Raw genomic sequence first — 25532 nt, 5'->3', positions numbered from 1 at the left:
TCTCAGCCGAACTGGGTGGGAAGGGCGCGTGTCACGACGCCGTCGGCGTCGAGGCCGAAGATGATGCGCCAGCGGTCGAGGCAGGTGCAGGGATGCGAGATGCCGAAGGCGATGATGTCGCCGACCGCGAGCGCGGCGTCTGGCGCGACCGAGAGGAATGCATGCTGGTCGTTGAGGCGGGTCACGGTGAGTCTAGCGGCAAGGCCTTGCTGCTCGACGCCGTCGCGGACGACGCGCAAGGGCACGGGCAGTCCCTGGTCGAACGAGGCGTCCCGCATGCCGAAGCCTGCGATCGCAAGCTCGTCTTCGGGCCGCGACAGCACTTCGGCCCAGAGCGTCAGAGCGGGCCGAAAGCTCGCCAGGGCGGAGTGCTGCAGACCGTCGACGAGGAGGCCGCCGCGCCGGTCGATCTCGGCAAAGGCGCGCGCATAGATGCCGTGATCGGCAAAGAACAGCGCGCCTGAGCGCAGGAGCACGCTGGCATTTCCATCGGCCAGTGCCACCGGCGCCAGCGCGTTTGCGACGATATCGAAATAGGCCGATCCACCAGCGCTCATGATCAACGGCCGCTGAGGAGCGGCGGCGCGCACCAGCGCAAACGTCTCCATGGTGCGCTCCATCAGGATCGAGATCGCGCGCAATGTCGCGTCGATATCGGGCGTTGCGACCGCACCTTCGTAAGTGGCGACACCGCCGAGCACGAGCCGGTCGGCCGCAAGCACGGCCGCGATCGTCGCCTCGACCGCGGCGCGATCGCGCGCGCCGGCGCGGCCGGCACCGAGCTCGACCAGCACGGACAATTCACCGCGGCCTGCGATCCGCGCGGCTTCGGCGAGCGCTGTGACCGCAGCCGGTGAATCCGCGAAGGCGTGAAATTCGACGTCGGGATAGGCGCTCAAGAGCGCGCCGAGCCGTCGGCCGGCCGCCAGCCCGCCGATCTCGTTGGCCAGCAGCAGACGCCGTTCGCCGCTCGCGAGCAGCACGGCGGCCTGCTGGATGTTGGCGACCGTCGTGCCCCAGGCACCGGCTGCGCGCAGCGAGCGCGCCAGCTCCGGCGACATTGGCGTCTTGGCGTGGGGCGCGACGGCAACGCCGGCGTTCGCGCACCATTTCAGGAAAAGGTCTCGGTTGGCTGCGAAGGCGGCCTCGTCGAGGGTGAGGGCGGGCAGGGCGAGATCGCCGTGCGCAGGTGACCAGCGCTGGCTGGCGATGTCCTGGGTAGCGACGCCCTCGACCAGGGGAATGCCCCGAATGGTCGTGGAAAGGCGTTGGCTATCCCACCGGGACAAGAACTGCATGGTCGCTCCCCAGCGGCCCCTCGACCGCTGGAACGAACGATATGTCCGAATGACAACGTTGTCATTACACAAATATCGCCAAGCTGGGGACAACTTCGATGCAATGCGGTATTAAGATAAGGATAGGTGCCGCCGGATTGAGCTAGTGCTCGCCGCCCATCTGGGCGAGCACTTCCTCGATGTCGATATCGGTCTGGCCGGCCGCCCGGACGTGGCGGACCTCAAAACTGTCCCGCCGGAAGCGATACTCGACGAGGCCGGTCTCCTTGATCGCGATGCGATCCTGGCGGGCGTCGTTGATCCTGAAGCCGACCGACGGCGCCCAGATGTGACGGGTGTGACGATAGGCGAAGTCGCGGCGCTGATGCACGTGGCCGCTGGCGATAAGGCGCAGGTCGACAGGTGCGAACATCTCGATCAGTCGTGCCCGTGCCGGCTGCGGTACGTAGCGAATCGAGGTCTCCGGGGTTTCAGGGTCGTCGGGCAGGTTGAGGAACAGCGGCTTGTGCAGGAACAGCGCGACCGGCCTGCCGTTCACGCGCGAGATCTCGGAGGCGAGCCAGTCGAACTGCTCGGTCTCGAAGGCGAGGCCTGAATTCATGACCAGCGTGTTGAGGCCGATGAAGCGCCAGCCGGCGGCCTCGAACGACCAATGGTCTTCGCCGATGACGTCGTAAAACTGCCGGCGGTGCGCTTCCGTGACCGGCGGCTTCGGCGCAGGACCGATCGCGGTCGGATTGTCGCCGATGTCGTGATTGCCCGGAATGTAGCGGCAGGCGACGGGCAGGGCGTCGTGCAGGCCTTTTGCGAAGGCGACATCGTCACGGCTGGTTGGCCCGTCGAAGGAGACATCACCGGTGTTGACGACAAGGTCGGGCCGCCCGGTGTCGATGTGCTCGCAGACACGATGGAAGTTTGCAATCAGGCCAGGAAAGCGCCGGCCGAGATGCGTGTCGGAAATCTGCGTGAGGCGAAATTCGGACATGCGGTGATCGTATCCGCATTCGCACGTCGAAACGATGACGCACGCGCATGCCTGGCCATGAAACAAAGTTTAAAGCAGGCGGTGGTCGTCGCTCGCGAGGGAAGGCCCTATCCGCCGTCAAAGCAGATCCGTCCGACGGGTTTACCATTGCTGCGGTCCTTGAGCTGGTACGGACAACGCAGCCGTTCCAGCGCCTTGCCGGCATCTTCATTGCCGAGCGCGGCCGCGCGCTTGTAAAAGGCGATTGCGGCCTTGGCATCCTTCTCGCCGGCCCGGCCGGCCTCGGCATAGGCGCCCAGCCGCTCCAATGCGTCGGCATGATCGAGCGCGGCGGCCTTTTCGAACAGCGCCTTGGCCGCGACATCGTCTTTCGGGCCGCCGTCAGCGTCCTGCATCATCAATCCCAGCTGATACATGGCCTCGGCGGAATTCGCTTCCGCGGCCTTGGCGTACCATTTGCGCGCCAAAGCCAAATCCGACTTACCGCCGATACCGGCGCCGTAGAGCGAGCCGAGGTTGAGCATGCCCTCGACATCGCCGGCATTCGCCGCCTTCTCGATCAGCACGCGACCCTCGGCGATATCCTTCTTGATGCCGTTGCCCTGGAGCAGGAGCACGCCAAGGCCGGCCATCGCGGTGGAGCTGCCGGCATCGGCCGCCTTGCGATAGGCGTTTGCCGCCTCAGCGATCTGCCGGTCGAACTCATAGGCGCGGCCGAGCTCCGTCCAGATCCGGCGCGGCGCGTCGGGCATTGCTGCGGCCGTCTTGCAGGCCTTCAGCGCGGCAGGGACGTCGGCGATATTGAGAGTGCCTCTGACATTGGCAGGCTTGTCCGGATCGCTGGGGTGGGCGGCGAGCCGGTCGCAAGTCGCGATGTCGGCCGGCGCGGCGATGGCGATGGCTGGCATCCACAGTGCGGGACCAAGCAGGGCAGTGAGGACAAGCGCCGCGGCGGCGCGAAAGCGCATTTTGGGCATGATGTCACAGCACGCGATAGCGGATCGTGTAGGCATCCTGTGCGGCGACGCTGCCCGCCACAGGCGAGGCGATGCGGTCGGCGAGGTGCCAGGGGCCGAACTGCTCGGAGCGATGCGGCTCGGCGGGCAGGCGGAGGCGGAATTCAAACGTGCCCTTGCCCGGCAGATTCACGACCAGCACGCGGTCCGCGGTGCGATGGTTGAGCGCGACCGCGCCGCGCAGCACCGCGCGTCCGTCCGCGAGGTCGCGGACGCCGTCGACCAGCGCCAGCGTCTGGTTGCGGTCGGTGTGCAGCTCGATCTGGCTGTCGGCCACCGTCGTCAGCGTCTCGCGGGGCATGCGGATCTCGAACTCGACCGCTGGCTTGGAGGGGTTGAGGCCGAGATAGGCGAGCGCCGCGTGGCGCATGTCGTAGGCGGCGAAGGCGAACAGGACGAGGGCGGCGAGCGTGGTGAGGCCGTGCCTGACGACGTCCTGCCAAGTCCGGTAGCTCAGGCGGAAATACACCGTCATCGCCAGCGCCACCGCGAGCGCCGTGGCGATCCCTGCCAGCGCCGACATCAGGATGCCGAGCTGGCCGTCAGCGGATTCGGCGAAAGCGCCGATCAGGCCGGAGAGGGTGTTCATGGTGGTCTCTCGCCTTGCGCCCCCGACAGGGGCGAAATCGCCTTAACAATCGCTGGTTGGTCGCAAGATCGGGAACACCGGTTCAACTCGCTGATTGTCAGCGTCAGAAGTCGCGGCTAATGACGGTCCGCGGCGATCCGCCTTACGGGAAAGCTCCGATGTCCGTCCAAATGGTCCTGCTGCCTGTCTTCGTGCAGGTCGGTCTCACCTTCGCGCTCCTGATCGGCATGATGTTCGGCCGCCGGAAGGCGCTGCTCTCGGGCGAGACCAAGATCCGCGACATTGCGCTCGGCGAGTTCGAGCTGCCGGTGCTGTTCTACGCCCTGATCGCGCTGGCGCTGCCTTTGCGCCATGCAGATCTCTTCATCGTGCTGATGTCCTGGGTGTTCGTGGTGACGCGCTTTGCCCATGCCGGTGTGTTCGTCTCATCCGATGATCTCGGCCGTCGTTCCACGATCTGGCTCGCGGGCGTCCTGGTGCTGCTCGCGATGTGGATTTATTTCGCGCTGAGAATGCTCTTGGTGATCTGAGCCTTATGTGCCGGATCTAATCTGAAAGATTTGAAATGACCCCCGCTGCCCGGCTGTCCGCAGCCATTGAACTGATTGACACCATCGAGAGAGACCGCGTGCCCGCGGCCAAGGCGCTGAAGGAGTGGGGCACCGCGCACCGCTTCGCCGGCTCCGGCGACCGCGCCGCCATCGCTGGCCTGGTCTGGGACGTGCTGCGCCGCTACGCCTCGAGCGCTTACCTGATGGACGCCGACACCGCGCGTGCCAGGCTGATCGGCATGCTCCGCCTCGAACGCGACATGGACACGGCGACCATGGCCGCCTTGTTCGACGGCAGCCGGTTCGCGCCGGCGCCGCTGACCGAAGCCGAACAGGTCGCGCTCAGCCAGCGCTCCCTCAAGGACGCCCCCGCCGCCGTCGCCGGCGACTATCCGGAATGGCTCGATCCGCACTTCGCAAAAGTATTCGGCGACACCCGAGCGGCGGAGACGGCCGCGATGGCGAGCCGGGCGCCACTCGACCTGCGCGTCAACACGCTAAAATCCAATCGTGACAAGGTCCTGAAGGCGCTTTCTCATCTTCATCCGAAACCGACGCCTTGGTCCGCAACAGGCTTGCGCATCGAGCTTTCGGCCGATGCGCGCAACCCCGGCGTCCAGGCGGAAGAGGATTTCATCAAGGGCGCAATTGAAGTGCAGGATGAAGGATCGCAGCTTGCGGCCCAGTTCACCGCGGCAAAACCGGGCGAGCAGGTGATCGATCTCTGCGCCGGCGCCGGCGGCAAGACGCTGGCGCTCGCGGCCTTGATGCAGGGCAGGGGCCGGCTGATCGCAACCGACCGGGACAAGCGCCAGCTCGCCCCGATTCACGAGCGCCTCTCGCGTGCCGGCGTGCACAATGCCGATATCCGCACGCCCAAGGGCGAGGCCGATCCGCTTGCCGACGTCCGCAGCAGCGCCGACCTCGTCGTGATTGATGCGCCCTGCACGGGAACCGGAACCTGGCGCCGCAACCCCGATGCCAAGTGGCGCATGCGGCCGGGTGCGCTGGAGATCCGCCTGCGCGATCAGGCCGAGGTTCTGGAGCGTGCGGTTCCCCTGGTGAAGGCGGGCGGCCGCATCGCCTACATCACCTGCTCGGTGCTGTCGGAAGAGAACGGCGAGCAGGTGCGGGCGTTCATCGGCCGCCATCCCGAGTTCGCTGTGGTCCCGCCCGAGCAAACCGCCAGCGTGCTCTGGGACAAGGCCGAGGCGTTTGCCGACGCCGCGCTGCAGTCGGGCGAGGGCTGGCTGATGACGCCGCGGCGGACCGGCACGGACGGGTTTTTTGTCTCGGTGCTTAAGAAGGCGGGATGATCAACGTTGTCATTCCGGGGCGCGCGTGGCGCGAGCCCCGGAATGACGGGGGAGCAAAAACAAAAGCCCCGCCGACCGGTCCCGGTCGCGGGGCTTTCGAGTTCTGGCGTTCTGCCGGTACGTCCGTGGTCAGAACGCTGCGCCGGCGTTAGCCGACGCGGAGATTGTCAGCCGACGACTTGCCGCTGCGGCGGTCGGCGACGATGTCGAACGAGACCTTCTGACCCTCGTTGAGGGAGGAGAGGCCAGCGCGCTCGACGGCGCTGATGTGGACGAAAACGTCCTTCTGGCCGTCGTCCGGCTGGATGAAACCATAACCCTTTTGGGTGTTGAACCACTTCACGGTGCCCATAGCCATGGGAAATTTCCTTCAGTTAGTTAGAGACAGTACGCACGTGGACCGGTACGCGTCACTGCGCCCATAGCCCTGATGAGTCGATGTTTTGGAGAAATCATCTGAAGCGTGCGCGCCTGTCTTAGACGAGGCGAAGCGGCCCAGTCGTTCGGCCAAGTATCGATGATCACAATATAGCGAGATAATTGGACTTCTTCAAGGCACCACCCGTGGCCCGGCACGTCGCGCGGATCTTCTATTTTGCGGTGCAAATACACCGTGCCCACCACCCTCAATCGACGATGAAGAGCGTCGCCCCGGTGGCCGTCGAGGACCGGTGCGCGGCGTCGCCGAAGTCCGAAACCTGGTAGCTCATGCCCGCCGTCAGCTTGAATTTGCGGCCGTCGCGAAGTTCCGAATCGAGCTCGCCCTTGACCACGAAGATGACGTGGCCGCGGTCGCACCAATGGTCGGCGAGATAGCCCGGCGAATACTCGACCATCCGCACCCGGAGATCGCCGACGGTGAGGGTGCGCCAGAGCGCTTGCCCGGTCTCGCCGGGATGCGTGGTAGCCTCGACCTTGCTCCAGTCGGTGACGGTGAAGGGGGAGGTGGGAAGTTTCATCGGGGGATCCTGTCTCTGGGCCGGCGGGCGAGTGTTAGCGCACGCGTCCGCCCCAGTCTCCGTCATTGCGAGCAAAGCGAAGCAATCCAGAAATGCATCTGCGGAGACGGTCCGGATTGCTTCGTCGCAAGGGCTCCTCGCAACGACGCTTGCGGCACGCGGCGTACTGGATTTCCCGCTTTCGCGGGGAAGGACGGCGGTGGGTTGGGCCGCACCGTCCAACGCAGCGAGCCTTCACTCGACCAGATGGTTCGCCGACCCCTGCACGATCAGCCCGGCATCATTGACCCGCAGATACTCGCAGATCTTCTTGCCCCGCTCGTTCGCATAGAACACCACGACGCTGTCAGGGCTGACGAACACATCGATCAGCGTAAAGTGCAGCTCCGGCAGCAGCCCCAGCGCCTTGCCCCAATAGGCCCGCAGCGCATCCTTGCCGCGCACGGTGCCGCTGGCATCGAACCCCATCAGGGGAATGCGGTCCGAGGTCATCACGGCCCCCTCGTCGTAGAGCCTCAGCACGCGCTCGAGGTCGCGCGCATTCCAGGCCTCGACCCAGGTGCGGCCGAGCGCGGCCAACGTTGATGGCTGATGATGCTGTGACATGCGTTTTCTCCCTTGATCGGCCCCTGTTGGACGGTGGGGCAAATTAGGTCAATAATACTGACGTATATCCATTTGTCCATGCCCAAAGAAGAATGTGGGCGCACGGGCCAGCGCGGTTGCGGGCCGGGGCTCCGTCGCGTATCTGCTTGCCATGACAGCAGCACAGCACGACCGCTCCGCGTCGACGCCCTCATCGGCCTCGGCGCATGACAAGATTCTCATCGTCGACTTCGGCAGCCAGGTGACGCAGCTGATCGCGCGTCGCGTGCGCGAGGACGGCGTCTATTGCGAGATCGTCCCGTTCAACAAGGCGGAAAGCGCCTTCAAGGAGATGAAGCCGAAGGCGGTGATCCTCTCCGGCGGGCCGGAGTCGGTGCACGAGGCCGGCTCGCCCCGCGCCCCGCAACTGATCTTCGATTCCGGCGTGCCCGTGATGGGCATCTGCTACGGCCAGATGACCATGGCCGCCCAGTTAGGGGGCGAGGTCGAGGGCGGCCATCACCGCGAATTCGGCCGCGCCGATGTCGAGGTCAAAGCCGGGAGCAAGCTGTTCGAGGACGTCTGGACATCAGGCAGCAAGAACCAGGTCTGGATGAGCCATGGCGACCGCATCACCAAGATGCCGCCGGGCTTCTCGGTCGCCGGCACCTCGCCGAACGCGCCCTTTGCGATCATCCAGGACGAGACGCGCAAATATTACGGCCTGATGTTCCACCCCGAAGTCGTGCACACGCCCGACGGCGCCAAGCTCATCCGCAACTTCGTGCGCAAGATCGCCGGCCTCACCGGCGACTGGACCATGCGCGCCTTCCGCGAGGAGGAGATCGCGAAGATCCGCCAGCAGGTCGGCAAGGGCAGGGTGATCTGCGGCCTCTCCGGCGGCGTCGATTCAGCGGTCGCGGCCGTGCTGATCCACGAGGCCATCGGCGACCAGCTCACCTGCGTGTTCGTCGATCACGGCTTGATGCGCCTCAACGAGGCCGAGCAGGTCGTGGACCTCTTCCGCCACCACTACAACATCCCGCTCGTGCACGTGGATGCCTCGAAACAGTTCTTGGGCGAGCTCGAAGGCGTCACCGATCCCGAAGTGAAGCGCAAGACCATCGGCCGCCTCTTCATCGAGGTGTTCGAGCAGGAGGCCAAGAAGATCGGCGGCGCCGACTTCCTCGCCCAAGGCACGCTCTATCCTGATGTGATCGAGAGCGTCTCCTTCACCGGCGGACCTTCAGTGACCATCAAGTCGCACCACAATGTCGGCGGTCTGCCCGAGCGCATGAACATGAAGCTCGTCGAGCCGCTGCGCGAGCTGTTCAAGGACGAGGTGCGCAAGCTCGGTCGCGAGCTGGGCCTGCCCGAAATCTTCGTCGGCCGCCACCCCTTCCCGGGGCCGGGCCTTGCCATCCGCTGCCCGGGCGACATCACCCGCGACAAGCTCGACATCCTCAGGAAAGCGGACGCCGTCTACATCGACCAGATCCGCAAGCACGGCCTCTACGACGAGATCTGGCAGGCCTTCGCCGTGCTGCTCCCGGTCAAGACCGTCGGCGTCATGGGCGACGGCCGCACCTACGACTACGTGGTGGGCCTCCGCGCCGTCACATCCACCGACGGCATGACCGCCGACTTCTACCAGTTCGACATGAAGTTCTTGGGCGAGACGGCGACACGCATCATCAACGAGGTGAAGGGCGTGAACCGGGTGGTGTACGACGTGACCAGCAAGCCGCCCGGGACGATTGAGTGGGAGTAGGGGGCTGCCGCCATTCCCTTTGTCCCGGGTCTAACGGACCTGCGATCCAGTCAGCTCGCCATCGTCGCTGGCGCCGTGTGGATCATCTCCACTAAGGCGGCGATGGCGGGCGTATTCGCCCGGCGGCCGACCTTTGCAATGTATTCCACGTCGGGCAGGGACGGCAGGAAAGCCGCCTCTGGCCCGAGGATGCGCAGCTCGGGGCCGACCAGGCTTCGCGGCAACGGCGTAATGGCGATCGCCGCGGCCGCTGCAGCGCGGACGCCGGCAAGGCTGCCGCTGGTGCAAGCGATGGTCCAGCCCTGGTTCGCCCCGCCAAGGGCGCGAAGCGCTGCTTGGCGGTACGGGCAGGGCTCCGGGAAGAGCGCCAGGCGGAGAGGCGCGGGCGGCTCGCTCTCGCGCGCGAAGGCCCAAACCAACGGTTCGCGCCACAGCCTCGTCCCCTCCGTGTCTTCGGCGCAGCGGCCAGTGACCATGACGTCGATCTCCCCTTTGTCTAGCCGCCTCAGCAACCGGGGTCCGATCCCGATTTCCAGGTCGATCGCCACTTGCGGGAATTGGGTCACGAAGCGTCGCAGGAGGCGGGGGAGCCACGCGCCGGTCAAATCCTCCGACGATCCCAGCCGAATGCGACCGGCCGGTACGGCGCCGGAAAGACGCTGCCGCGCATCCTCGTTGATGCGCAGGATCGTCCGAGCATAACCGAGCAAGGTGTCGCCCGCTGGCGTGAGCTGCACCGAACGCGTGCTTCGAGCGAAGAGCGCTTGCCCCGCCTGATCCTCCAGGCGGCGAATCTGCGCGCTGACTGTCGACTGGGTGGAATGCAGGACCTCTGAGGCGCGGGTGAACCCGCCGCACTCGGCGACCGTGACGAAGACGCGCAGTAACTCGGTTTCGAACATGAGACCTCGCTGCCTTGGATTTAACACGTTTCTCACTGAATGCCAGCGGAATTACTCGTTTGCTAAATCTATCCGGAAGCGGGAGGTTGAGGTGACCGGCGCGGTTGTGCGCCTCGCAGGAATCGATCGCCATGACCAAACTGCTCTATCTGGAAGTTTCTCCCCGCAAGGCGGCGTCCGCCTCGATCGAGGTGGCACGCGCCTTCATCGACGCCTATCGCGCCGCACACCCCTCGGATGAGATCGAAACCCTCGACCTGTGGTCGTTGGACCTGCCGCCACTCGACGAGGACGCGCTGAATGCGAAGTACGCCGGCATCTATGGCGAGGGTCGCTCGCCGGCGCAGGCGGCGGCATGGTCGCGAATGGAGGCGCTGGCCGCGCCCCTGCTCGCCGCCGACAAGCTTCTGATGGCGGTCCCGCTCTGGAACTTCTCCATCCCCTATCGCCTGAAGCACTACATTGACTTGGTGTCGCAGAAGGACATCCTGTTCTCGTTCGATCAGACCGGCTTTGGCGGTTTGATGAAGGCGACGAAGGCGGCGGTCATCTACGCGCGCGGCCTGGACTATGCGCCGACCAGCAACTGGACCCCGGGCGAGCTCTACGATTTCCAGCGCCCCTATCTGGAGGCGTGGCTGCGGTGCATCGGCCTGACCGACATCCGGGGCCTGGTTGTGGAGCGCACCTTGTTCGGTCTCGAGGCCGACGCGGAGGCGCGGCGGGCGGCCGCGAGCGAGGCGCGCACCATGGCCGAAGACTTCTGACGTGACGAGCAAGCCGCCTGGGACGATTGAGGGGGAGTAGGCGTATGCCTGCTCCTGCATGGTCAGATTGAGAGTTCTCTCCCAGAGAGATCACGCGCAGCCCGTAGGATGGGTTGAGCTCTTCGCGAAACCCATCGCTTTTGCAGAACGAGATTGATGGTTGTCGCTTGCGCTCCACCCATCCTGCCAACGCCTGCAAAGCCGCTTTCGTTATCCGTCACCACCAGACACTCATTTCATCTATTCCGGTCCCGAGTACCATTTTGGCAGTTTGCGGATGTCTGGATCGAGACGGTCCCAATCGTACCCGCGCGAACAGAACAGCACGACGGAAGGTTTGAATGTGCTGGCGTCGTCCAGCGTCCCGACATAGATGCCGATGTAGTCCGGCTTTTCGTCCGGCTGGTTGTAGATTGGTGAGCCGCAGTTTGGACAAAACCCCTTGCGTTTGACTGCGCCGCTGTCTGCGGTGCGTGCGATCTCGCGCACCTCGCCGGTCACCGAGACCGCGTTTCGCGCGAATACGAAGACGGAGCTGTGGCCGCTCCCGGTATCGCGTTGGCAGTCGCTGCACTGGCATTGAAAGCCGCGGATCGGCGCGGCGGCAATGGTGTATCTAATCGCGCCGCAGGCGCAGCGCCCGGAAAAATCCATTGCTCAATCTCCCACGACGATGCCGACGGGGTCTGATCATATCGCCGGGGCGCGTTTCCCCACAAGGCTGGACGCCAGCCCGTAGGATGGGGAGGGCGCAGCGAAACCCATCGCGCTTGCAGAACGAAATTGATGGGTATCCTTGCTGCCAGTCGCTGCATCCGCCCGCACGACGCCTTACGCGGCGCCTCTGATCGTCGTGCAGGTCCCCTTGCACAAACGCAGGATCTAACGTCGTGCTCTCCTATGCTACGACATCGGCATTCCCTCTGGAGCCCGTGTTCATGTCTGCTGCGACTCAAGCGCCCGCCACCGCCACCGAAACCGATCCTGAAACGCTCGGCTGGATGAAGGGTTTTCCGCCGGCGCCGGATCGCACCATCACGTTCCAGAACGGCTCGTTCCGCAGCTTCCCCGAGCTGCGCTGGGCCTGGAGCAACGTCCGCCAGCTGGTGCCGACAGTGAATGTCTGGCGGGGGGCAGGGCCTGCATCCGTGCTTCCGCGCGCGGATCACGACATCGGCGCCGTCGCTTCGACCACCATGGATGGCCGTCCCATGACCTTCGCAAAGATGCTGGAGGAGACCTACGCGGACGGCATCGCGGTGCTGCACCGGGGCAAGCTGATCTACGAGCGCTACTTCGGCGCGCTCAAGCCGCACAAGCCGCATATCGCGATGTCGGTGACGAAGTCGTTCACCGGCGTGCTCGCAGGGACACTGGTCAAGGAAGGGAAGATCGATCCGCAGGCGCCTGTCACGGATTATGTGCCGGAGCTGAAGGCCAGTGCATTCGGCGATGCGCGCGTGCACGAGGTCATGGATATGACCACGGGGCTCGAATACACCGAGGTCTACACCGACAAGAGCTCGCATGTCTGGGGCCTGCGGCGCGCCAACGGCATGGCGCCGATCCCGCCCGACTATGACGGCCCGACCACCATCTTCGACTTCCTCGTCGCGCAGAAGAGGCAGGGCGAGCACGGCAAGGCCTTTGCCTACAAGACCGTCAACACCGACGTGCTCGCCTGGATCATCAGGCGCGCCAGCGGCATGACGCTGTCCGACCTGTTGTCGGAGCGCATCTGGGCGCCAATGGGCGCCGAGGAGGACGCGCATTATCATGTCGATCGCATCGGCACCGAGAGCGGCGGCGGCGGTCTCTCCACCACGTTGCGCGATCTCGCTCGCTTCGGCGAGACCATGCGCAATCACGGCCGCTTCAACGGCCGCCAGATCGTGCCGTCGCAGGTGGTCGAGGACATCGCGCGCGGCGGCGATCCCGAAAAGTTCAAGCCGGCCGGCTACACCACACTTCCCGGCGCTTCCTATCGCAACCAATGGTGGGTCACGCACAACGCCCACGGCGCCTACATGGCGCGCGGCGTCTACGGCCAGGGCATCTACATCGATCCCAAAGCCGAGATGGTGATCGCGCGCTATGCCTCGCATCCCGTCGCCGGCAACGCCGCCAACGATCCCGTGACGCTGCCGGCGTACATGGCATTGGCGAAGGCGCTGATGGCAGGCGGGTAGGGTGGATTAGCCCGCGGCTGCGCGAAGCGCGGTCCGCCGGCCTAATCCACCATCCTTCGTCGTGCCGTGTTGTTAGATGACGGATTACGCGTCGCCAATCCGCCCGGCAGGTTCTGCCAAACCGCAAGATCGGTCGAGCGCGTCATGGCCACCAGCGGCTAACTGAGGCCGCCACGGAGGAAAGAAGATGAAGGCGGCGCTGCAGAACTATCGGGCGCGGATGCGGCGGGTGCTGGACCATATCGACCGGCATCTCGACGACGGTCTGGACCTGGAAAGCTTGAGCACCGTTGCGGCCTTCTCGAAATTTCATTTCCACCGGCAGTTCACGGCGACCTTCGGTCTGTCCGTGCATCGCTATGTCCAGCTGGCCCGTCTGAAGCGCGCTTCCTATCGGCTGGCCTACAGCGACGCCCTTGGGGTCACGGACATCGCGATGGATGCCGGCTACGACGCACCGGATGCCTTTGCCCGCGCCTTCAGGCAACGGTTCGGGCAATCGCCGTCGTCGTTCCGGAAATCTCCCGACTGGGAGCCGTGGCTTGCGGCCTTCGGGCCTCTCGACAACGCGAGGAGCAAGCTCATGCAGACGACCTTTACCACCGACGACGTGACCATCCGTGACGTGCCTGCCACGAAAGTGGCGATCATGGAGCATCGGGGCGACCCGGCGACGCTTGGCGCCACCATCCGGCGCTTCGTCGCCTGGCGCAAAGCGGCAAACCTGCACCCCAGCAAACATCCGACCTTCAATGTCTGGCGATCCGAACGGCGTCCTGCTTCGCCGGCCGATTACAGCGTGGACCTTTGCGTCGGCACCGATCAGCCGATCGCGGGATGCGGCGAAGCGATCAAGGCCGGCGAGATCCCCGGCGGCCGCTGTGCCGTGCTGCGCGTCGTCGGCTACACCGACAATCTGGAGCCCGCCGCGCTCTACCTTTATCGCGACTGGCTTCCCGCCAGCGGTGAGGAAGCGCGCGACTTCCCGATCTATTGCCAGCGGCTGAGCTTCTTTCCGGAGGTCCCCGAGCACGAGACGGTCGCCGAGCTGTTCCTGCCGCTGAAGTAGCGGTCTCCGGCGGNGGTGCCTGTATTTTCGATCGCAAGAAAAGCGGCAGGCCGCCATCGACGTTAAGGTTCGCGCCTTACCCGCGTGCCTCCTGCCAATGCGGATAGGTGACGTAGGCGGTGACGGCGCCTTGCTCATGGGAGTGGATGGTGACCGTCTCGCCCTTCGGCATGTAAACGATCTCGCCGGGACCCGCGGTGACGGTGCTTGCACCGCTCGTCACCGTGAGCTTGCCTTCCAGCACGAGCATGACGTCATCCACGGTGAGCTTTTCATCAAGGTGCTGGTTTGGCGCATAGCGGCCGAAGCCGATGGTGATCGGTCCACGCGTTGGTCGACAACGTTGCCGGCGAAGATCTCACCGTTTTGACCAGGCGATCGCTCGAACGAAGCGTCGGTGATGGCGAATTTGCGAACTTTCATGACTGTTTCCGTCTTGTGCGGGGACTTGGGTGGGCTGGGTCTTGGCGGAGTGGGGACACGTCGACGCACGAGCAAAGGTTTTGTTCGACGGGCTCCGCGAGGCGGTTTGACGCAGCCAGGCCGTTATATAAGTATTGACTTATATTAGAATCAAACGATATTCATGTCCGCGCTCAACGACGGGGAGATTTGCTATGGAGATCGATGTCGCCAGGGTGCTGGGGCTTGTCGCGCGGTCGGTGAAGAACTTCGAGAAGGACGGAAGACCGGCCAGCACGGTGACGCTGTCGCGTCTCTACGAGACTGATGTCGACGATCTCTGGGACGCCGTGACCAGCAAGCAGCGCATCCCGCGCTGGTTTGCGCCGATCGAGGGCGAGCTCCAGCTCGGGGGAAGGTACCAGATCAAGGGCAATGCCGGCGGCACCATCACGACGTGCACGCCGCCGACGCACTTTGCCGCGACATGGGAGTTCGGTGGCGCGACGAGCTGGATCGATGTCAGGCTGACATCGGAGCGCAATCAGGCGCGTTTGACGCTTGAGCACACCGCGATGATCGAGGATCATTGGAATCAGTTCGGTCCGGGCGCGGTGGGGATCGGTTGGGACCTCGCCCTTGCGGGACTCGAGCGATACCTTTCGTCCGGGGCATCGGTGGACCATGAGACGGCTGAGGCATGGATGGGCTCGGCTGAGGGCAAGGACTTCATGACGACCAGCGGCGAATATTGGTGCGCGGCGCACGTCGCAAGCGGGGTGGACCCGGCTGTGGCAAAGGAGCGCTCGGATCGCACCATCGCGTTCTATCGCGGCGAGATGCCGCCCGGCGTCGCACATCCGGGCACGGGAAGCTGATGCACGTCTTCGAGGTCCTCGCCGATCCCGTTCGCCGTCGCATCCTCGAGCTGCTCGGCCCCAAGGAGATGGCGTCCGGTGAGGTCGTCGAGGCGATCGGGGCCGAGTTCGGCATCACCCAGGCGGCCGTGTCGCAGCACCTCAAGGTGCTGCGCGAGAGCGGCTTTGCAACGGTCCGGGCGGAGGCGCAAAGGCGCCTCTACTCGGTTGACGTCACAGGGCTTCAGGCGGTGGATGCGTGGATCGGCCGGTTCAGGACATTCTGGGAGCCGAAGCTCGACGCGCTCGCGACCGAAATCGCGCGCGGCAAGCGGGAGCGTCGCAACGCGCCCGTGATCAAACGAGGCGGGAAGAGGGCCTGAGCAGCCCGTACCCTGCGCCGGGCGGCATCAGTTTGGACCCACACGCCCACGCCGCGCCGCCACGATCGCGGCGAGGATCCAGAATGCGCAGGCCAACGCGATATGGTAGGCAAGGCGCTCTGCCTCGCTCACGGGCGGTGCGAACACGAAAGTCGTCGAAGCCGTCAGGGAGCCGTGCATCAGCACCGCCAGGAGCAGGCTCCCGGTGCGGTCATGAATCCACAGCATGAGCAGTCGATAGGGCGGCAGCACACCGGCATAGAACGCGATCTGGGACAGCAACATCACGGGCGCGAGCTGGCCGGAAGCCGTTCCGCTTCCCCACAGCGCCACCGCGGAGTGCCACAAGGCCCAGAGGCCGCCGACGATGAGTCCGGAGGCGACGAAGCCGAGCTGCGATCTGAGGCGTGGTATGGCGAAGCCGGTCCAGCCGATCTCTTCGAACAATCCCGCGACCAATCCTGCCGCAAGGCCGGGAAGGAGGATCGCCGCCTTGTCCTCGGCGCCAAAGATCGTCGGCAAAAAATGAGGCGACACCAGCGCCAGCGCGAGCAGAACCGCAACAACCGTCAACGGCGCGATGAAGAGCGCCGCAACATACCATATGGCGCCCACGCGCCATGTCAGGATGCGTGAAAGCAGCGTGCGCAGACCCGCCGCGCGCGACACATAGACCGTCATGAAGATGCTGGCGAGCGAGGGGCCGGCGACCATCGCCAGGACCACGGCGGGCAGCAACCGTTGCAACTGGCCGGCGTCCGCCGGGAAACCCTGGGGACCACCTACGATCGCCAAGACGCCGCCCCAGGATATTGCGAACGCCAGGACGTAGAATGAGAGGACAGCGTTCGCCCTGATCAAATCCCGCATCGTCTGCCCCGGCGACGTCTCAGCTGCGCGACATCTTCTCGAACTTCTTCACCAGCCGCTCCCGCTTCAGCCGCGACAGCCGCTGAATCCAGAACAGGCCGTCGAGCTGGCCGATCTCGTGCTGGTGGCAGACCGCGCGCAAGGCTTCGGACTCTTCGGTCTGCGGGTTGCCGTCGAGATCCTGATAGCTGATGCGCACGCTGGCGTGGCGCTGCACCTCTGCGTTGACCCCGGGCATCGAGACGCTGCCTTCCCTGTGCATGATCATTTCGGACGAGGCCCATTCGATTGCCGGATTGACGTAGGTCTGCGGCCCCGTCTTGGCGTCGAGCTCGAGCACCACGACGCGCAAGGGCACGCCGACATGCGGCGCCGTGATGCCGATGCCGGGCGCGGCGCGCATCGTGTCCAGCAGGTCTGCGGCAAGCTCGCGCAAACTCTCGTCGAACGCGGTGACGGCGCGGGCCGGTATCGCGAGCCGGCGGTCGGGATAGCGGACGATCGGGCGAATGGTCATTCAATCTCCTACCACTCACGGATCATTGAAGCACCTGTTCTTGACCCCCTACCAACTGGAAGGTAGCTTACGGCCATGACCAACGTTTCCTCGACCGCCGACGACATCCTGGCCTGCGCACGCGGCCTGATCATCGCGGGCGGCTATAACGGCTTCAGCTATGCCGACATCGCTGACGTCGTTGGAATCCGCAAGCCGAGCATCCACCACCATTTCGCCAGCAAGATCGATCTGGTCCGCACCCTCGTGGCACGCTATCGCGAGGAAGCGGAGGCGGGGCTGGCGGCGCTCGAACGCAATGTTCCTGATCCGCGCGACCAGCTCAAAAGCTATGTCGGGTATTGGGAAGCGTGCATCACCGATGCAACGGCGCCGTTCTGCGTCTGTGCGCTCCTGGCCAGCGAACTTCCGATCCTGCCGGAGGAGGTCGCACTCGAAGTCCGCGCGCATTTTCGCGCGCTGGCGTCGTGGCTGACGTCCGTGATGGAGCGCGGCAAGCGGAAGGGGCGGCTTCACCTCTCGAGCTCAGCCAAGGTCGAAGCTGAAGGATTCATGGCAACCATTCACGGTGCGATGCTGTCGGCGCGCGCCTATGGCGATCCCAAAATGTTCGGTGTGATCACCACCCCGCTGCTGGACCGGCTGTCCGCCAAGCACTGAAAGATATCGGCCGGACGACAACGACACGCATGCAAGCGCGCAGGCGCGCAGGCGGCGAGGGCGATTTCCTGGTAATCGAAACTACCAACTAGTAGGTAAAGGAGAGATGCAAATGTCATATCATCAACCGGATCTCGTTCGGGCCGATCGCGAGCGATGGCTGAAGCAATATTACTTCATCCGGGCGGCGTTCTCCGTCACCTGGGTTGTTGCCGCGTTTGCTGTCGGGAGATCATCCGTGATCGCAGGCGCCTTGCTCGTGCTCTATCCCGCCTGGGACGCGGCGGCGAATGCCGTGGACGCGCTCCGCAGCGGCGGCTTGACACAAAGCCGCACGCAGGCACTCAACGTCCTGGTCAGCCTGGCGGCCACTATCGCGGTCCTCGTCGCCTTGCAGATGAGCATGAACGCTGTGCTCGCGGTGTTCGGAGCCTGGGCGATCCTGTCCGGATTGCTCCAGCTCGGCACGGCCATCCGGCGCTGGAAGAGTTTCGGCGCGCAGTGGGCCATGGTGCTCAGCGGTGGTCAGTCGGCGCTGGCCGGTGGCTTCTTCATCTTTCAAGCCTCGACGCCCGCGGTGCCGTCGATCGCGACGGTCACAGGTTATGCCGCCGTCGGCGCGCTCTACTTCCTGGTCTCGGCAATCTGGCTCACCGTCAGCGCATGGCGGCGTCGGGCGAGGCACGCTTACTGAGCGGAGATCGGCAGGAGCCGCGAGCGACCAGGAATGGACCTCCGAAATTGCTTTGCATTGACGCTTCGCCTAACGTTGCCGCCAACAACAAGCATCCGGGAGGACCAACCTCATGCGCACGATCGCGATCGCCCTGGCGGCAACCCTTGCAGCGGCAACGCCTGTTAAGGCCGATTACCTCGTCAAGGAGGTCGGCAGCTTCCACATCGGCGGGCACACCGAGACGCTGAACGGGCTCCCATCCAAGGAGATCGTGTTCTCGCCCGGCGCGCCGCCGATCAAGGTCGATCCGAATGGCGAGTTCGAGGTCGAGCAGATGTATGTCCAGTTCGTCAAGCAGGCGGCGCCGAAGTCGAAATGGCCGCTGCTGCTCTGGCACGGCGGCGGCCTCTCCGGCGTGACCTGGGAGACCAAGCCCGACGGCAAGCCGGGCTGGCAGCAGTTCTTCCTCAATGCCGGCAATGACGTCTACGTCTCCGATGCGGTCGAGCGTGGCCGCGCCTCCTGGGCGCGCTACCCCGAGATATTCAAGAGCGAGCCGTTCTTCCGCCCGAAGAAGGAGGCCTGGGAGCTGTTCCGGATTGGGCCGAGCTATGAGGTCGGTGGCAAGCGCGAAGCGTTCGAGGGCGGGCAGTTTCCGATCGAAACGTTCGACCAGTTCGCCAAGCAGAGCATTCCGCGCTGGGCGACGAACGATGCCGCCACGCAAAAAGCATATGACGCGCTGGTGCAGAAGGTCTGCCCATGCATCGTCATCGTTCACAGCCAGGGCGGCAATTTCGGCTTTACCGCCGCGCTGAACGCGCCCGACAAGATCAAGGCGCTCATCGCCATCGAGCCGTCAGGCGCGCCCGATCCCGCCAAGGCCGATGCCCCGAAACTCAAGGGTGTGCCGCATCTGATCGTGTGGGGCGATTTCCTCGACAAGGTCCCGGTGTGGTCGAAGCTCGTGGTCAACCCGACCAGATGGGGGCAGGCCATCGCGGCGGCCGGCGGCAAGGTCGATACCTTCGAATTGCCGAAGATGGGCCTCAAGGGCAACACCCACATGATGATGATGGACCGCAATTCCGACGACGTCGCCAAGCTGGTCAACGACTGGATCGGGAAGCAGGGGCTGGAGAACTAGGGCGTTTAACGCGCGGCTAGCGATAGCCGGATGGATGCGAGTTGGACCAAGACAAGTAGTTCCCGCGAACCTGCCGTAGCGCGTCACCTCACGACGGCACAATCTGCGCTGAACCGTCGAAAAGGCCCCATAGAGAGGGGTGTTTGCACGTCCGGAAGTTGCCAATTCCGGGAGAACTCGCGTATGCACTATGCAGGATCGTAATGTGAGCAATTCAAATGGCGAGGGGCGCGAGCGGTGAGGGATTTGCGACGATTGCCGCTGACGGTCGCGTGTTGGATTCCTGGTTTCCTCAGTTGCGTCTCGTTATGGGGGCCGACAGGGCTGCAACGGTACGGCTGACGGAAGACGAGATCGAGAGATCGTTGGGTCAGTCGGCGAACGGATATGCGCGGCACGACGACATTCGCAATGTCGACATCGTTCCAATCCGTACGGAAATTGACTCCCTTGCATCGGCGCCGACGGATGTGCACGACACCTATCTTCGACTTCATCTATTGAGCCACCGGCTCGTCCGGCCTCATTGCCTGAACCTTGAAGGCGTTTTCAGTCTGTTGCCTAACGTTGCCTGGACGATCCTCGGTCCCTGTGAATGCTCTCGTGTACCGGAAGCGCAAATGCTGGCACGAAAGCGTGGCCTCGCGTTTGAGGTGACAGGCGTGGATAAGTTTCCGCGCATGACTGACTATGTGACGCCTGCGGACGTGAGAATTGCGGATGCGGATCGTGTCAGGCTCGGAGCCCATTTGGCGCCGGGCACGACCGTTATGCATGAAGGCTTCTGCAATTTTAACGCAGGCACGCTCGGTCCCTGCATGGTCGAAGGTCGGATCAGCGCCGGCGTTGTGGTGGGACGTGGCAGCGACGTTGGTGGCGGAGCGTCGATCATGGGCACTCTGTCCGGAGGAGGGAAAGAGACCATTACAGTTGGCGAGCGCTGCCTGATCGGAGCCAACGCCGGAATCGGCATTTCACTGGGCGACGATTGTGTCGTCGAAGCAGGCTGTTATGTCACGGCAGGCGCGCGCGTTCTTCTGGAAGATGGCCGGGTCGTGAAAGCCAGAGAGCTGTCAGGCCAAAAGGGCCTTCTTCTACGTCGCAACTCCCAGAGCGGCGCTCTCGAGGCAACCAGACGAAAGCCAAATTGGGACGGCCTCAACTCGCAGCTTCACGGCTAGGCGGCTTACGCAAAGAAGTCGTCGTCGGCATGTGGCGCGTCAACGGCATCGCCTTCACGGGCTGGCATCGCTATGGCCCTCGTAAGTCATTGATCCCGCTGTGGCCGGCTACTGTGCATGGGGTTGTTTTCGAAACTTTTTGCTGGCACGTCACAAAAGCGTGCGGCAAAAATCGTCTGCCGCTGTCGGCCGGCCCGGTTCCCATTCGTCTTCCACCCAGACAAATCTGACGGGAGAACGAAATGACCTCTTTCCCCTATCGCTGGGTGATCGTCGCCGCCGGCGGCTTGCTGGGCTGCGTCGCGATCGGTGGCATGTTTTCGCTGCCGGTGTTCCTGCAGCCGATCGCCAAGGACACCGGCTGGTCGGTGACCGGCATCTCCAGCGCGATGACGATCGGCTTCCTGGCGATGGCCTTCACCAGCATGGCCTGGGGCACGGCGACGGACCGGTTCGGGCCGCTGCCGGTGGTGCTGACCGGATCGACCGTGCTGGCGCTGAGCCTGTTCGCCGCCAGCCATGCGACCTCGCTCATCGCGTTCCAGTTCGTGTTCGGCCTTCTGGTCGGCGCGTCCTGCGCCGCGATCTTCGCGCCGATGATGGCAACCGTCACCGGCTGGTTCGACACCAATCGCAGCCTCGCGGTATCGCTGGTCTCGGCCGGCATGGGCATGGCGCCGATGACGATGGCGCCGCTTGCGGCCTGGCTCGTCTCCGGCCACGACTGGCGCACCTCGATGCAGATCATCGCGCTGGTGGTTGCCGTCATCATGATTCCGGTCTCCTTGCTGGTGCGCCGTCCCCCCGCGCTCGCGCAGGCCGCGGCCGCGCCAATGGCAGAGGGGACCGAGCAGAGCGAGATGTCGATGGGCGAGGCGCTGCGCTCGCCGCAATTCTTCATTCTGCTTGCCACCAACTTCTTCTGCTGCGCCACCCATTCCGGCCCGATCATCCATACCGTGTCCTATGCCATCAGCTGCGGTATCCCGCTGGTCGCGGCGGTGACGATCTACAGCATCGAGGGGTTTGCCGGCCTCGGCGGCCGCATCGCCTTCGGCCTGATGGGCGACCGTTTCGGCGCCAAGCGCGTGCTGGTCTCGGGCCTGCTGCTGCAGGCGTTCGGCGCGCTCGCTTACGTCTTCGCACATCAGCTCGCGACCTTCTACGCGGTCGGCGCCATCTTCGGCTTCATCTATGCCGGCACCATGCCGCTCTACGCCGTGCTGGTGCGCGAAAACTTTCCGCTGCGGATGATGGGCACGGTGATCGGCGGCACGGCGATGGCCGGCAGCCTCGGCATGGCGACGGGCCCGCTCGCCGGCGGCCTGATCTACGACGCGTTCTCCAGCTACGCCTGGCTCTACATCGCCTCCTGGGCGATGGGCCTGGGGGCTTTCCTGATGGCGATGAATTTCAGGCCGTTCGCCAAGCCGCAAGGCGAGGTGGCGCCGGCGGCGGCGTGAGCTCCGGGTCGGGGCGCGGCGTCAGAGCTGCGCCTCGATCGCGGCCTTGTCGATCACCGACGACACTTGCCAGATCTTGCCCTCGCGAAACTCATAGAACACGTTCTCGAAGAACGTCACGCGCCTTCCGTTGACGGCAAGTCCGAGAAATGTCCCAACCGGCGCGCAATCGAATTTCAGCCGGGCGGCGATGTTGGGCGGGTCGGAGACCAGCAGTTCGATGTTGAACCGCAGATCCGGAATCTCCCGAAAATCCTGCTCCAGCATGGCGCGATAGCCGGAGAGTCCGAGCGGCCGCGCGTTGTGAATGACGTCGTCGTGCACGAACTGCCCGAGCGCCGGCCAATCCTGCCGGTTCAGGCAGGCGATGTAGTCGTGATAGAGGGCGGCAAGCTCATCCCTGGTCACGGCAGATTCCTTTGGCTGATGCCGCGCCGCTGCACATGCTCGATCAGCGCGCGCAGCTTGGGCGCGACGTTGTGGCGGCTCGGATAATAGAGATAGAAGCCGGCGAAGAACGGGCAATAGTCTTCCAGGATCGGCACCAGCTCGCCGCGCGCGATCGCGGCGCGGAAGCTCGCCTCCATGCCGAAGGTGATGCCGGCGCCGGCGACCGCGAGCTTCATCATCAGCGCCATGTCGTTGGTCGTGATCTCCGGCGCGACTGCGACGCTGAACTCCTTGCCGCCATCGGCGAACTCCCAGCGATAGGGCGTGACGTTTGGCGCCGGGCGCCAGCCGATGCAGCGAAAGGACGTCAGTTCGGACGGGTGGGAGGGTGCGCCGAAGCGATCGCGGAAGGCCGGCGCGCAGACCGCGAGCTGGCGTTCGTCGCCGGCGATCGGCAGCGCGATCATGTCCTGCTCGATGATCTCGCCGAGCCGCACGCCGGCGTCATAGCCGGCGGCGACGATATCGAACTCCGCATCGCTCACGGCGATGTCGAGCTGCACCTCCGGATTGGCTTCGGCAAAGGCGGCAAGAAACGGACCGGACAGGAAATGCTCGGCGATCGAGGAGACCGCGAGCCGCAATACGCCGCGCGGGCGCCCACCCAATGCCTCGGTATTGCCGAGCGCGGCGCGCATGTCGGCGATGGCGGGCGCGACCTGCGCATGCAGCCGCTCGCCGGCCTCGGTCAGGCTGACACTGCGCGTCGTGCGCTGGATCAGCGCGATGCCGAGCGTTTCCTCCAGGCGTCGGATGGTCTGGCTCACGGCCGAGCGCGTCACGCCGAGACGGTCGGCGGCAGCGCGAAAATTCCGCTCCTCGGCGACCAGTGCAAAGACGGCGAGGGCGTTGAGGTCGGGTTCCATCGGTTAGTGCAGCTTGCCAGCGTGGTTAGACGTCATCGTCTTATCACAGCGACGGCATCGGTCCATCTTCCAGCGATCACTCGGAAAGCGACGGGAAGCCTCATGCCAATCGACAAAGTCATTCTCATCACCGGCGCCTCCAGCGGCATCGGCGCCGGCATCGCGCGCGAGCTGGCAGCGGCCGGCGCTAAGGTCCTGCTCGGCGCACGGCGTGCCAATCGTCTGAAGGATCTCGCGGCCGAATTGAACGCGGCCGGCGGCACGGCGCTTGCGCATCCCCTCGACGTCACCGATCGCGCCAGCGTCGCCGCCTTTGCCGACGCCGCGCGCGGCGTGTGGGGCCGCGTCGACGTCATCGTCAACAATGCCGGCGTGATGCCGCTGTCGCTGATGGCCTCGCTCAAGGTCGAGGAGTGGGACCGGATGGTCGACGTCAACATCAAGGGCGTGCTCTACGGCATTGCCGCGGTGCTGCCGGAGATGGTGGCGCGCGGATCGGGCCACGTCATCAACATCGCCTCGATTGGTGCCTTGAGCGTGTCGCCGACGGCGGCCGTCTACTGCGCCACCAAATATGCGGTCCGCGCGATCTCGGACGGCCTGCGCCAGGAGCACGACAACATCCGCGTCACCTGCATCCATCCCGGCGTGGTCGAGAGCGAGCTCGCCGATACCATCACCGACCCCGCGGCCGCCGCGGCGATGAAGACCTATCGCGCCATCGCGCTTCAGCCTGACGCGATCGCCCGCGCCGTGCGCTTTGCCGTCGCGCAGCCCGACGATGTCGATGTCAACGAGATCGTCGTGCGCCCGACGCGGACGACCTGACGATGTCCGGCAGCGTCAGATGCCTTTCTCGAAGAACAGGTCAGGGTAGGGATCGTCATTGAAGCGCGGTATCTCGCGCCAGCCCGTCGTGCGGTAGAGCTGGCCGGCTTCGGGCAGCGCGCTGTTGGTGTCGAGCCGCAGCAGCGTGATGCCGAGCTCGCGCGCTGCGTCTTCCGCCGCCTCCATCAGACGCCGCCCGAGCCGCAGCCCGCGCGCGGCGGGGGCGACCCAGAGACGCTTGATCTCGGCATAGCCGTAATCGGTTCCCTTCAAGCCCACGCAGCCGATCGGCAGCGCGTCCGACATCGCGACGATGAAGGTGCCGCGCGGGCGGCGCATGTCCTTGGCGTCAGGATCGCGCGACAGCGAGACGTCAAAGCCCTGCTTGAAACGGCGGCCGAGCTCGGCATAGTACTCGCCGAGACAATAGCGTGCCTGTCCGCTCCGTGGATCCATCTCCTCCAGCGTGACGCGTTCGCGGGTCAATGCCGAGGCAATCAGGTCCATCGCCGCCAGCAGCGCCTCGCGTTGTGAATGTTGCGCCAGGAAGTCCTCGGCCTGCGTGTTCGAGAGCGCCTCGTAGGCTGCGAACTCGCGCCGGCCCGTGCGCGTCAGCCGCGCGACGCGGCGGCGAGCGTCGTCCGCATGGGCCGTGGTTTCAACAAGTCCCTCGTCCTCGAGGCTGCGGAGCAGCCGGCTCATCAGTCCGGAATCGAGACCGAGATAGTCGCGGATTTCCGCAACGTCCGCCCGCCCGTGCCCGATCGCATTGAGCACGCGCGCAGCACCTAATGGCCGTCCGCGCCCCAGAAACGAGGTGTCGAGTGCTCCGACGGCGGAGGTGACGGCACGGTTGAAGCGGCGGACACGGGAGACGGGATCGAGCATGATGTCTGACTTTAGTCAGATATCTGGCTTGGGTCAATCGGGGCCGCCGGCCTCACTTCGCCAGCGTCAGAAGCGGCTTGTCCTTGGCGACGATATAGGTGGCAAGCTCGCTCGCAGACTCAACGCCGACATTCTTCGCCGCGTGCACCGTGCCGGCGGGAATGAACAGCACGCCGCCGGCCCTCAGCGTCACCGGCGGCTTGCCCTCGACATCGTATTCGATGGCGCCCGCGAGCACGTAGATGATCTCTTCGCCTGGATGCGTGTGCCGGCCGAACGCGACGCCGGGCGCGAGATCGACGCGTACCTGCACAGCCTCGCGACCGGGCGCGCTGAGATCGTGGCGG

General features: G+C 64.9%; 29 protein-coding genes and 1 pseudogene. 14 read left to right on the top strand and 16 right to left on the bottom strand.

The features are described from left to right. Positions 1–2: 2 nt before the first annotated feature. The 4 genes from A5906_RS25435 to A5906_RS43155 form a co-directional block, all read right to left on the bottom strand. Entirely contained in the window at positions 3–1298 is a 1296-nt protein-coding gene (locus tag A5906_RS25435) for an alanine racemase (RefSeq protein WP_080137992.1), read from the bottom strand. Positions 1299–1440: 142 nt separating this feature from the next. Beyond that, on the bottom strand, positions 1441–2283 hold the full coding sequence (locus A5906_RS25430) for a metallophosphoesterase family protein (RefSeq protein WP_080137991.1): 843 nt from the start codon (positions 2281–2283) through the stop codon (positions 1441–1443). Between the two features lie 107 nt (positions 2284–2390). Then, positions 2391–3260 carry a tetratricopeptide repeat protein gene (locus A5906_RS25425; protein WP_245326893.1) on the bottom strand — a complete coding sequence of 290 codons (870 nt, stop codon included), beginning with the start codon at positions 3258–3260 and terminating at the stop codon, positions 2391–2393. Between the two features lie 4 nt (positions 3261–3264). Continuing rightward, the gene (locus tag A5906_RS43155; RefSeq protein WP_080137989.1) at positions 3265–3888 is read right to left on the bottom strand and encodes an acriflavin resistance protein; all 624 of its coding nucleotides are present in this window, start codon (positions 3886–3888) and stop codon (positions 3265–3267) included. Positions 3889–4046: 158 nt separating this feature from the next. On the opposite strand from A5906_RS43155, the gene A5906_RS25415 reads away from it, so the two are divergent. Then, complete coding sequence (locus A5906_RS25415) at positions 4047–4418, top strand: MAPEG family protein (protein ID WP_080138266.1); 372 nt, start codon at positions 4047–4049, stop codon at positions 4416–4418. Between the two features lie 35 nt (positions 4419–4453). Next, entirely contained in the window at positions 4454–5755 is a 1302-nt protein-coding gene (locus A5906_RS25410; RefSeq protein ID WP_080137988.1) for an RsmB/NOP family class I SAM-dependent RNA methyltransferase, read from the top strand. Between the two features lie 148 nt (positions 5756–5903). Here the strand turns inward: A5906_RS25410 and A5906_RS25405 are convergent, their stop codons facing one another. The 3 genes from A5906_RS25405 to A5906_RS25395 all read right to left on the bottom strand — a co-directional run bounded on the left by A5906_RS25405 (position 5904) and on the right by A5906_RS25395 (position 7320). Continuing rightward, a complete protein-coding gene (locus A5906_RS25405) occupies positions 5904–6113 on the bottom strand; it encodes a cold-shock protein (RefSeq protein ID WP_008141931.1) in 210 nt (69 codons plus the stop codon). Between the two features lie 268 nt (positions 6114–6381). Continuing rightward, the gene (locus A5906_RS25400; protein ID WP_080137987.1) at positions 6382–6714 is read right to left on the bottom strand and encodes a DHCW motif cupin fold protein; all 333 of its coding nucleotides are present in this window, start codon (positions 6712–6714) and stop codon (positions 6382–6384) included. 234 nt (positions 6715–6948) lie between these two features. After that, entirely contained in the window at positions 6949–7320 is a 372-nt protein-coding gene (locus A5906_RS25395; RefSeq protein ID WP_080137986.1) for a nuclear transport factor 2 family protein, read from the bottom strand. 151 nt (positions 7321–7471) lie between these two features. On the opposite strand from A5906_RS25395, the gene guaA reads away from it, so the two are divergent. Continuing rightward, complete coding sequence (guaA, locus tag A5906_RS25390) at positions 7472–9070, top strand: glutamine-hydrolyzing GMP synthase (protein WP_080138265.1); 1599 nt, start codon at positions 7472–7474, stop codon at positions 9068–9070. 50 nt (positions 9071–9120) lie between these two features. Here the strand turns inward: guaA and A5906_RS25385 are convergent, their stop codons facing one another. Next, positions 9121–9972: a LysR substrate-binding domain-containing protein gene (locus tag A5906_RS25385; protein WP_080137985.1), complete on the bottom strand. Its 852-nt coding sequence runs from the start codon at positions 9970–9972 to the stop codon at positions 9121–9123. Between the two features lie 131 nt (positions 9973–10103). On the opposite strand from A5906_RS25385, the gene A5906_RS25380 reads away from it, so the two are divergent. Continuing rightward, positions 10104–10739 (top strand): FMN-dependent NADH-azoreductase, encoded by a 636-nt coding sequence (locus A5906_RS25380; protein ID WP_080138264.1) that lies wholly within the window; start codon positions 10104–10106, stop codon positions 10737–10739. A 240-nt stretch (positions 10740–10979) separates the two neighbouring features. On the opposite strand, the gene A5906_RS25375 is transcribed toward A5906_RS25380, so the two are convergent. Then, positions 10980–11393, bottom strand: a complete 414-nt coding sequence (locus A5906_RS25375) for a GFA family protein (protein WP_080137984.1) — start codon at positions 11391–11393, stop codon at positions 10980–10982. Between the two features lie 284 nt (positions 11394–11677). Between A5906_RS25375 and A5906_RS25370 the strand changes: the two genes are divergently transcribed. After that, positions 11678–12928 (top strand): serine hydrolase domain-containing protein, encoded by a 1251-nt coding sequence (locus tag A5906_RS25370; protein ID WP_080137983.1) that lies wholly within the window; start codon positions 11678–11680, stop codon positions 12926–12928. 187 nt (positions 12929–13115) lie between these two features. Further along, entirely contained in the window at positions 13116–13997 is an 882-nt protein-coding gene (locus tag A5906_RS25365; RefSeq protein ID WP_080137982.1) for an AraC family transcriptional regulator, read from the top strand. Between the two features lie 76 nt (positions 13998–14073). On the opposite strand, the pseudogene A5906_RS25360 reads toward A5906_RS25365, so the two are convergent. Then, positions 14074–14420, bottom strand: a pseudogene (locus A5906_RS25360) (cupin domain-containing protein). Between the two features lie 194 nt (positions 14421–14614). Here A5906_RS25360 and A5906_RS25355 point away from each other — a divergent pair. Continuing rightward, positions 14615–15277 (top strand): SRPBCC family protein, encoded by a 663-nt coding sequence (locus A5906_RS25355; protein WP_080137981.1) that lies wholly within the window; start codon positions 14615–14617, stop codon positions 15275–15277. Next, positions 15277–15639 carry an ArsR/SmtB family transcription factor gene (locus tag A5906_RS25350; protein WP_080137980.1) on the top strand — a complete coding sequence of 121 codons (363 nt, stop codon included), beginning with the start codon at positions 15277–15279 and terminating at the stop codon, positions 15637–15639. The genes A5906_RS25355 and A5906_RS25350 overlap by 1 nt, the downstream gene beginning before the upstream one ends. A 27-nt stretch (positions 15640–15666) precedes the next feature. On the opposite strand, the gene A5906_RS25345 is transcribed toward A5906_RS25350, so the two are convergent. Continuing rightward, positions 15667–16434 (bottom strand): CPBP family intramembrane glutamic endopeptidase, encoded by a 768-nt coding sequence (locus A5906_RS25345; RefSeq protein WP_161495431.1) that lies wholly within the window; start codon positions 16432–16434, stop codon positions 15667–15669. A 94-nt stretch (positions 16435–16528) separates the two neighbouring features. Beyond that, positions 16529–17026, bottom strand: coding sequence for a peptide deformylase (locus A5906_RS25340; RefSeq protein WP_080137978.1), 498 nt, complete (start codon positions 17024–17026; stop codon positions 16529–16531). A gap of 75 nt (positions 17027–17101) precedes the next feature. Between A5906_RS25340 and A5906_RS25335 the strand changes: the two genes are divergently transcribed. The 5 genes from A5906_RS25335 (at position 17102) to A5906_RS25315 (ending at position 22153) form a co-directional block, all read left to right on the top strand. Then, positions 17102–17686: a TetR/AcrR family transcriptional regulator gene (locus tag A5906_RS25335; RefSeq protein ID WP_080137977.1), complete on the top strand. Its 585-nt coding sequence runs from the start codon at positions 17102–17104 to the stop codon at positions 17684–17686. A 112-nt stretch (positions 17687–17798) separates the two neighbouring features. Further along, entirely contained in the window at positions 17799–18380 is a 582-nt protein-coding gene (locus A5906_RS25330; protein ID WP_080137976.1) for a DUF308 domain-containing protein, read from the top strand. Positions 18381–18492: 112 nt separating this feature from the next. After that, a complete protein-coding gene (locus A5906_RS25325) occupies positions 18493–19509 on the top strand; it encodes an alpha/beta hydrolase (protein WP_080137975.1) in 1017 nt (338 codons plus the stop codon). Positions 19510–19727: 218 nt separating this feature from the next. Next, positions 19728–20690 carry a 2,3,4,5-tetrahydropyridine-2,6-dicarboxylate N-succinyltransferase gene (gene dapD, locus A5906_RS25320; RefSeq protein ID WP_080137974.1) on the top strand — a complete coding sequence of 321 codons (963 nt, stop codon included), beginning with the start codon at positions 19728–19730 and terminating at the stop codon, positions 20688–20690. 242 nt (positions 20691–20932) lie between these two features. Continuing rightward, the gene (locus A5906_RS25315; RefSeq protein WP_080137973.1) at positions 20933–22153 is read left to right on the top strand and encodes an MFS transporter; all 1221 of its coding nucleotides are present in this window, start codon (positions 20933–20935) and stop codon (positions 22151–22153) included. 21 nt (positions 22154–22174) lie between these two features. Here the strand turns inward: A5906_RS25315 and A5906_RS25310 are convergent, their stop codons facing one another. Continuing rightward, positions 22175–22561 (bottom strand): ester cyclase, encoded by a 387-nt coding sequence (locus tag A5906_RS25310; protein WP_080137972.1) that lies wholly within the window; start codon positions 22559–22561, stop codon positions 22175–22177. Beyond that, entirely contained in the window at positions 22558–23469 is a 912-nt protein-coding gene (locus tag A5906_RS25305; RefSeq protein WP_080137971.1) for a LysR family transcriptional regulator, read from the bottom strand. The genes A5906_RS25310 and A5906_RS25305 overlap by 4 nt, the downstream gene beginning before the upstream one ends. Positions 23470–23571: 102 nt before the next feature. On the opposite strand from A5906_RS25305, the gene A5906_RS25300 reads away from it, so the two are divergent. Then, positions 23572–24297: an SDR family oxidoreductase gene (locus A5906_RS25300; protein ID WP_080137970.1), complete on the top strand. Its 726-nt coding sequence runs from the start codon at positions 23572–23574 to the stop codon at positions 24295–24297. 15 nt (positions 24298–24312) lie between these two features. On the opposite strand, the gene A5906_RS25295 is transcribed toward A5906_RS25300, so the two are convergent. Together A5906_RS25295 and A5906_RS44980 are read right to left on the bottom strand one after the other, a co-directional pair. Next, a complete protein-coding gene (locus A5906_RS25295; RefSeq protein WP_080137969.1) occupies positions 24313–25185 on the bottom strand; it encodes a bifunctional helix-turn-helix transcriptional regulator/GNAT family N-acetyltransferase in 873 nt (290 codons plus the stop codon). 52 nt (positions 25186–25237) lie between these two features. Then, a partial coding sequence (locus A5906_RS44980; RefSeq protein WP_245326892.1) for a cupin domain-containing protein occupies positions 25238–25532 on the bottom strand: 295 nt, incomplete at its 5' end.

Source organism: Bradyrhizobium sacchari, from assembly GCF_002068095.1.
Lineage (GTDB): Bacteria > Pseudomonadota > Alphaproteobacteria > Rhizobiales > Xanthobacteraceae > Bradyrhizobium > Bradyrhizobium sacchari.
Note: the sequence above shows the minus strand (reverse complement) of the source record. Positions and strands in the feature narration are given on the sequence as shown.

Coding starts and splice junctions, on each gene's coding strand:
- A5906_RS25435 (WP_080137992.1), bottom strand. CDS start 1,298: ATGCAGTTCTTGTCCCGGTGGGATAGCCAACGCCTTTCCACGACCATT.
- A5906_RS25430 (WP_080137991.1), bottom strand. CDS start 2,283: ATGTCCGAATTTCGCCTCACGCAGATTTCCGACACGCATCTCGGCCGG.
- A5906_RS25425 (WP_245326893.1), bottom strand. CDS start 3,260: ATGCCCAAAATGCGCTTTCGCGCCGCCGCGGCGCTTGTCCTCACTGCC.
- A5906_RS43155 (WP_080137989.1), bottom strand. CDS start 3,888: ATGAACACCCTCTCCGGCCTGATCGGCGCTTTCGCCGAATCCGCTGAC.
- A5906_RS25415 (WP_080138266.1), top strand. CDS start 4,047: ATGTCCGTCCAAATGGTCCTGCTGCCTGTCTTCGTGCAGGTCGGTCTC.
- A5906_RS25410 (WP_080137988.1), top strand. CDS start 4,454: ATGACCCCCGCTGCCCGGCTGTCCGCAGCCATTGAACTGATTGACACC.
- A5906_RS25405 (WP_008141931.1), bottom strand. CDS start 6,113: ATGGCTATGGGCACCGTGAAGTGGTTCAACACCCAAAAGGGTTATGGT.
- A5906_RS25400 (WP_080137987.1), bottom strand. CDS start 6,714: ATGAAACTTCCCACCTCCCCCTTCACCGTCACCGACTGGAGCAAGGTC.
- A5906_RS25395 (WP_080137986.1), bottom strand. CDS start 7,320: ATGTCACAGCATCATCAGCCATCAACGTTGGCCGCGCTCGGCCGCACC.
- guaA (WP_080138265.1), top strand. CDS start 7,472: ATGACAGCAGCACAGCACGACCGCTCCGCGTCGACGCCCTCATCGGCC.
- A5906_RS25385 (WP_080137985.1), bottom strand. CDS start 9,972: ATGTTCGAAACCGAGTTACTGCGCGTCTTCGTCACGGTCGCCGAGTGC.
- A5906_RS25380 (WP_080138264.1), top strand. CDS start 10,104: ATGACCAAACTGCTCTATCTGGAAGTTTCTCCCCGCAAGGCGGCGTCC.
- A5906_RS25375 (WP_080137984.1), bottom strand. CDS start 11,393: ATGGATTTTTCCGGGCGCTGCGCCTGCGGCGCGATTAGATACACCATT.
- A5906_RS25370 (WP_080137983.1), top strand. CDS start 11,678: ATGTCTGCTGCGACTCAAGCGCCCGCCACCGCCACCGAAACCGATCCT.
- A5906_RS25365 (WP_080137982.1), top strand. CDS start 13,116: ATGAAGGCGGCGCTGCAGAACTATCGGGCGCGGATGCGGCGGGTGCTG.
- A5906_RS25355 (WP_080137981.1), top strand. CDS start 14,615: ATGGAGATCGATGTCGCCAGGGTGCTGGGGCTTGTCGCGCGGTCGGTG.
- A5906_RS25350 (WP_080137980.1), top strand. CDS start 15,277: ATGCACGTCTTCGAGGTCCTCGCCGATCCCGTTCGCCGTCGCATCCTC.
- A5906_RS25340 (WP_080137978.1), bottom strand. CDS start 17,026: ATGACCATTCGCCCGATCGTCCGCTATCCCGACCGCCGGCTCGCGATA.
- A5906_RS25335 (WP_080137977.1), top strand. CDS start 17,102: ATGACCAACGTTTCCTCGACCGCCGACGACATCCTGGCCTGCGCACGC.
- A5906_RS25330 (WP_080137976.1), top strand. CDS start 17,799: ATGTCATATCATCAACCGGATCTCGTTCGGGCCGATCGCGAGCGATGG.
- A5906_RS25325 (WP_080137975.1), top strand. CDS start 18,493: ATGCGCACGATCGCGATCGCCCTGGCGGCAACCCTTGCAGCGGCAACG.
- dapD (WP_080137974.1), top strand. CDS start 19,728: ATGGCGAGGGGCGCGAGCGGTGAGGGATTTGCGACGATTGCCGCTGAC.
- A5906_RS25315 (WP_080137973.1), top strand. CDS start 20,933: ATGACCTCTTTCCCCTATCGCTGGGTGATCGTCGCCGCCGGCGGCTTG.
- A5906_RS25305 (WP_080137971.1), bottom strand. CDS start 23,469: ATGGAACCCGACCTCAACGCCCTCGCCGTCTTTGCACTGGTCGCCGAG.
- A5906_RS25300 (WP_080137970.1), top strand. CDS start 23,572: ATGCCAATCGACAAAGTCATTCTCATCACCGGCGCCTCCAGCGGCATC.
- A5906_RS25295 (WP_080137969.1), bottom strand. CDS start 25,185: ATGCTCGATCCCGTCTCCCGTGTCCGCCGCTTCAACCGTGCCGTCACC.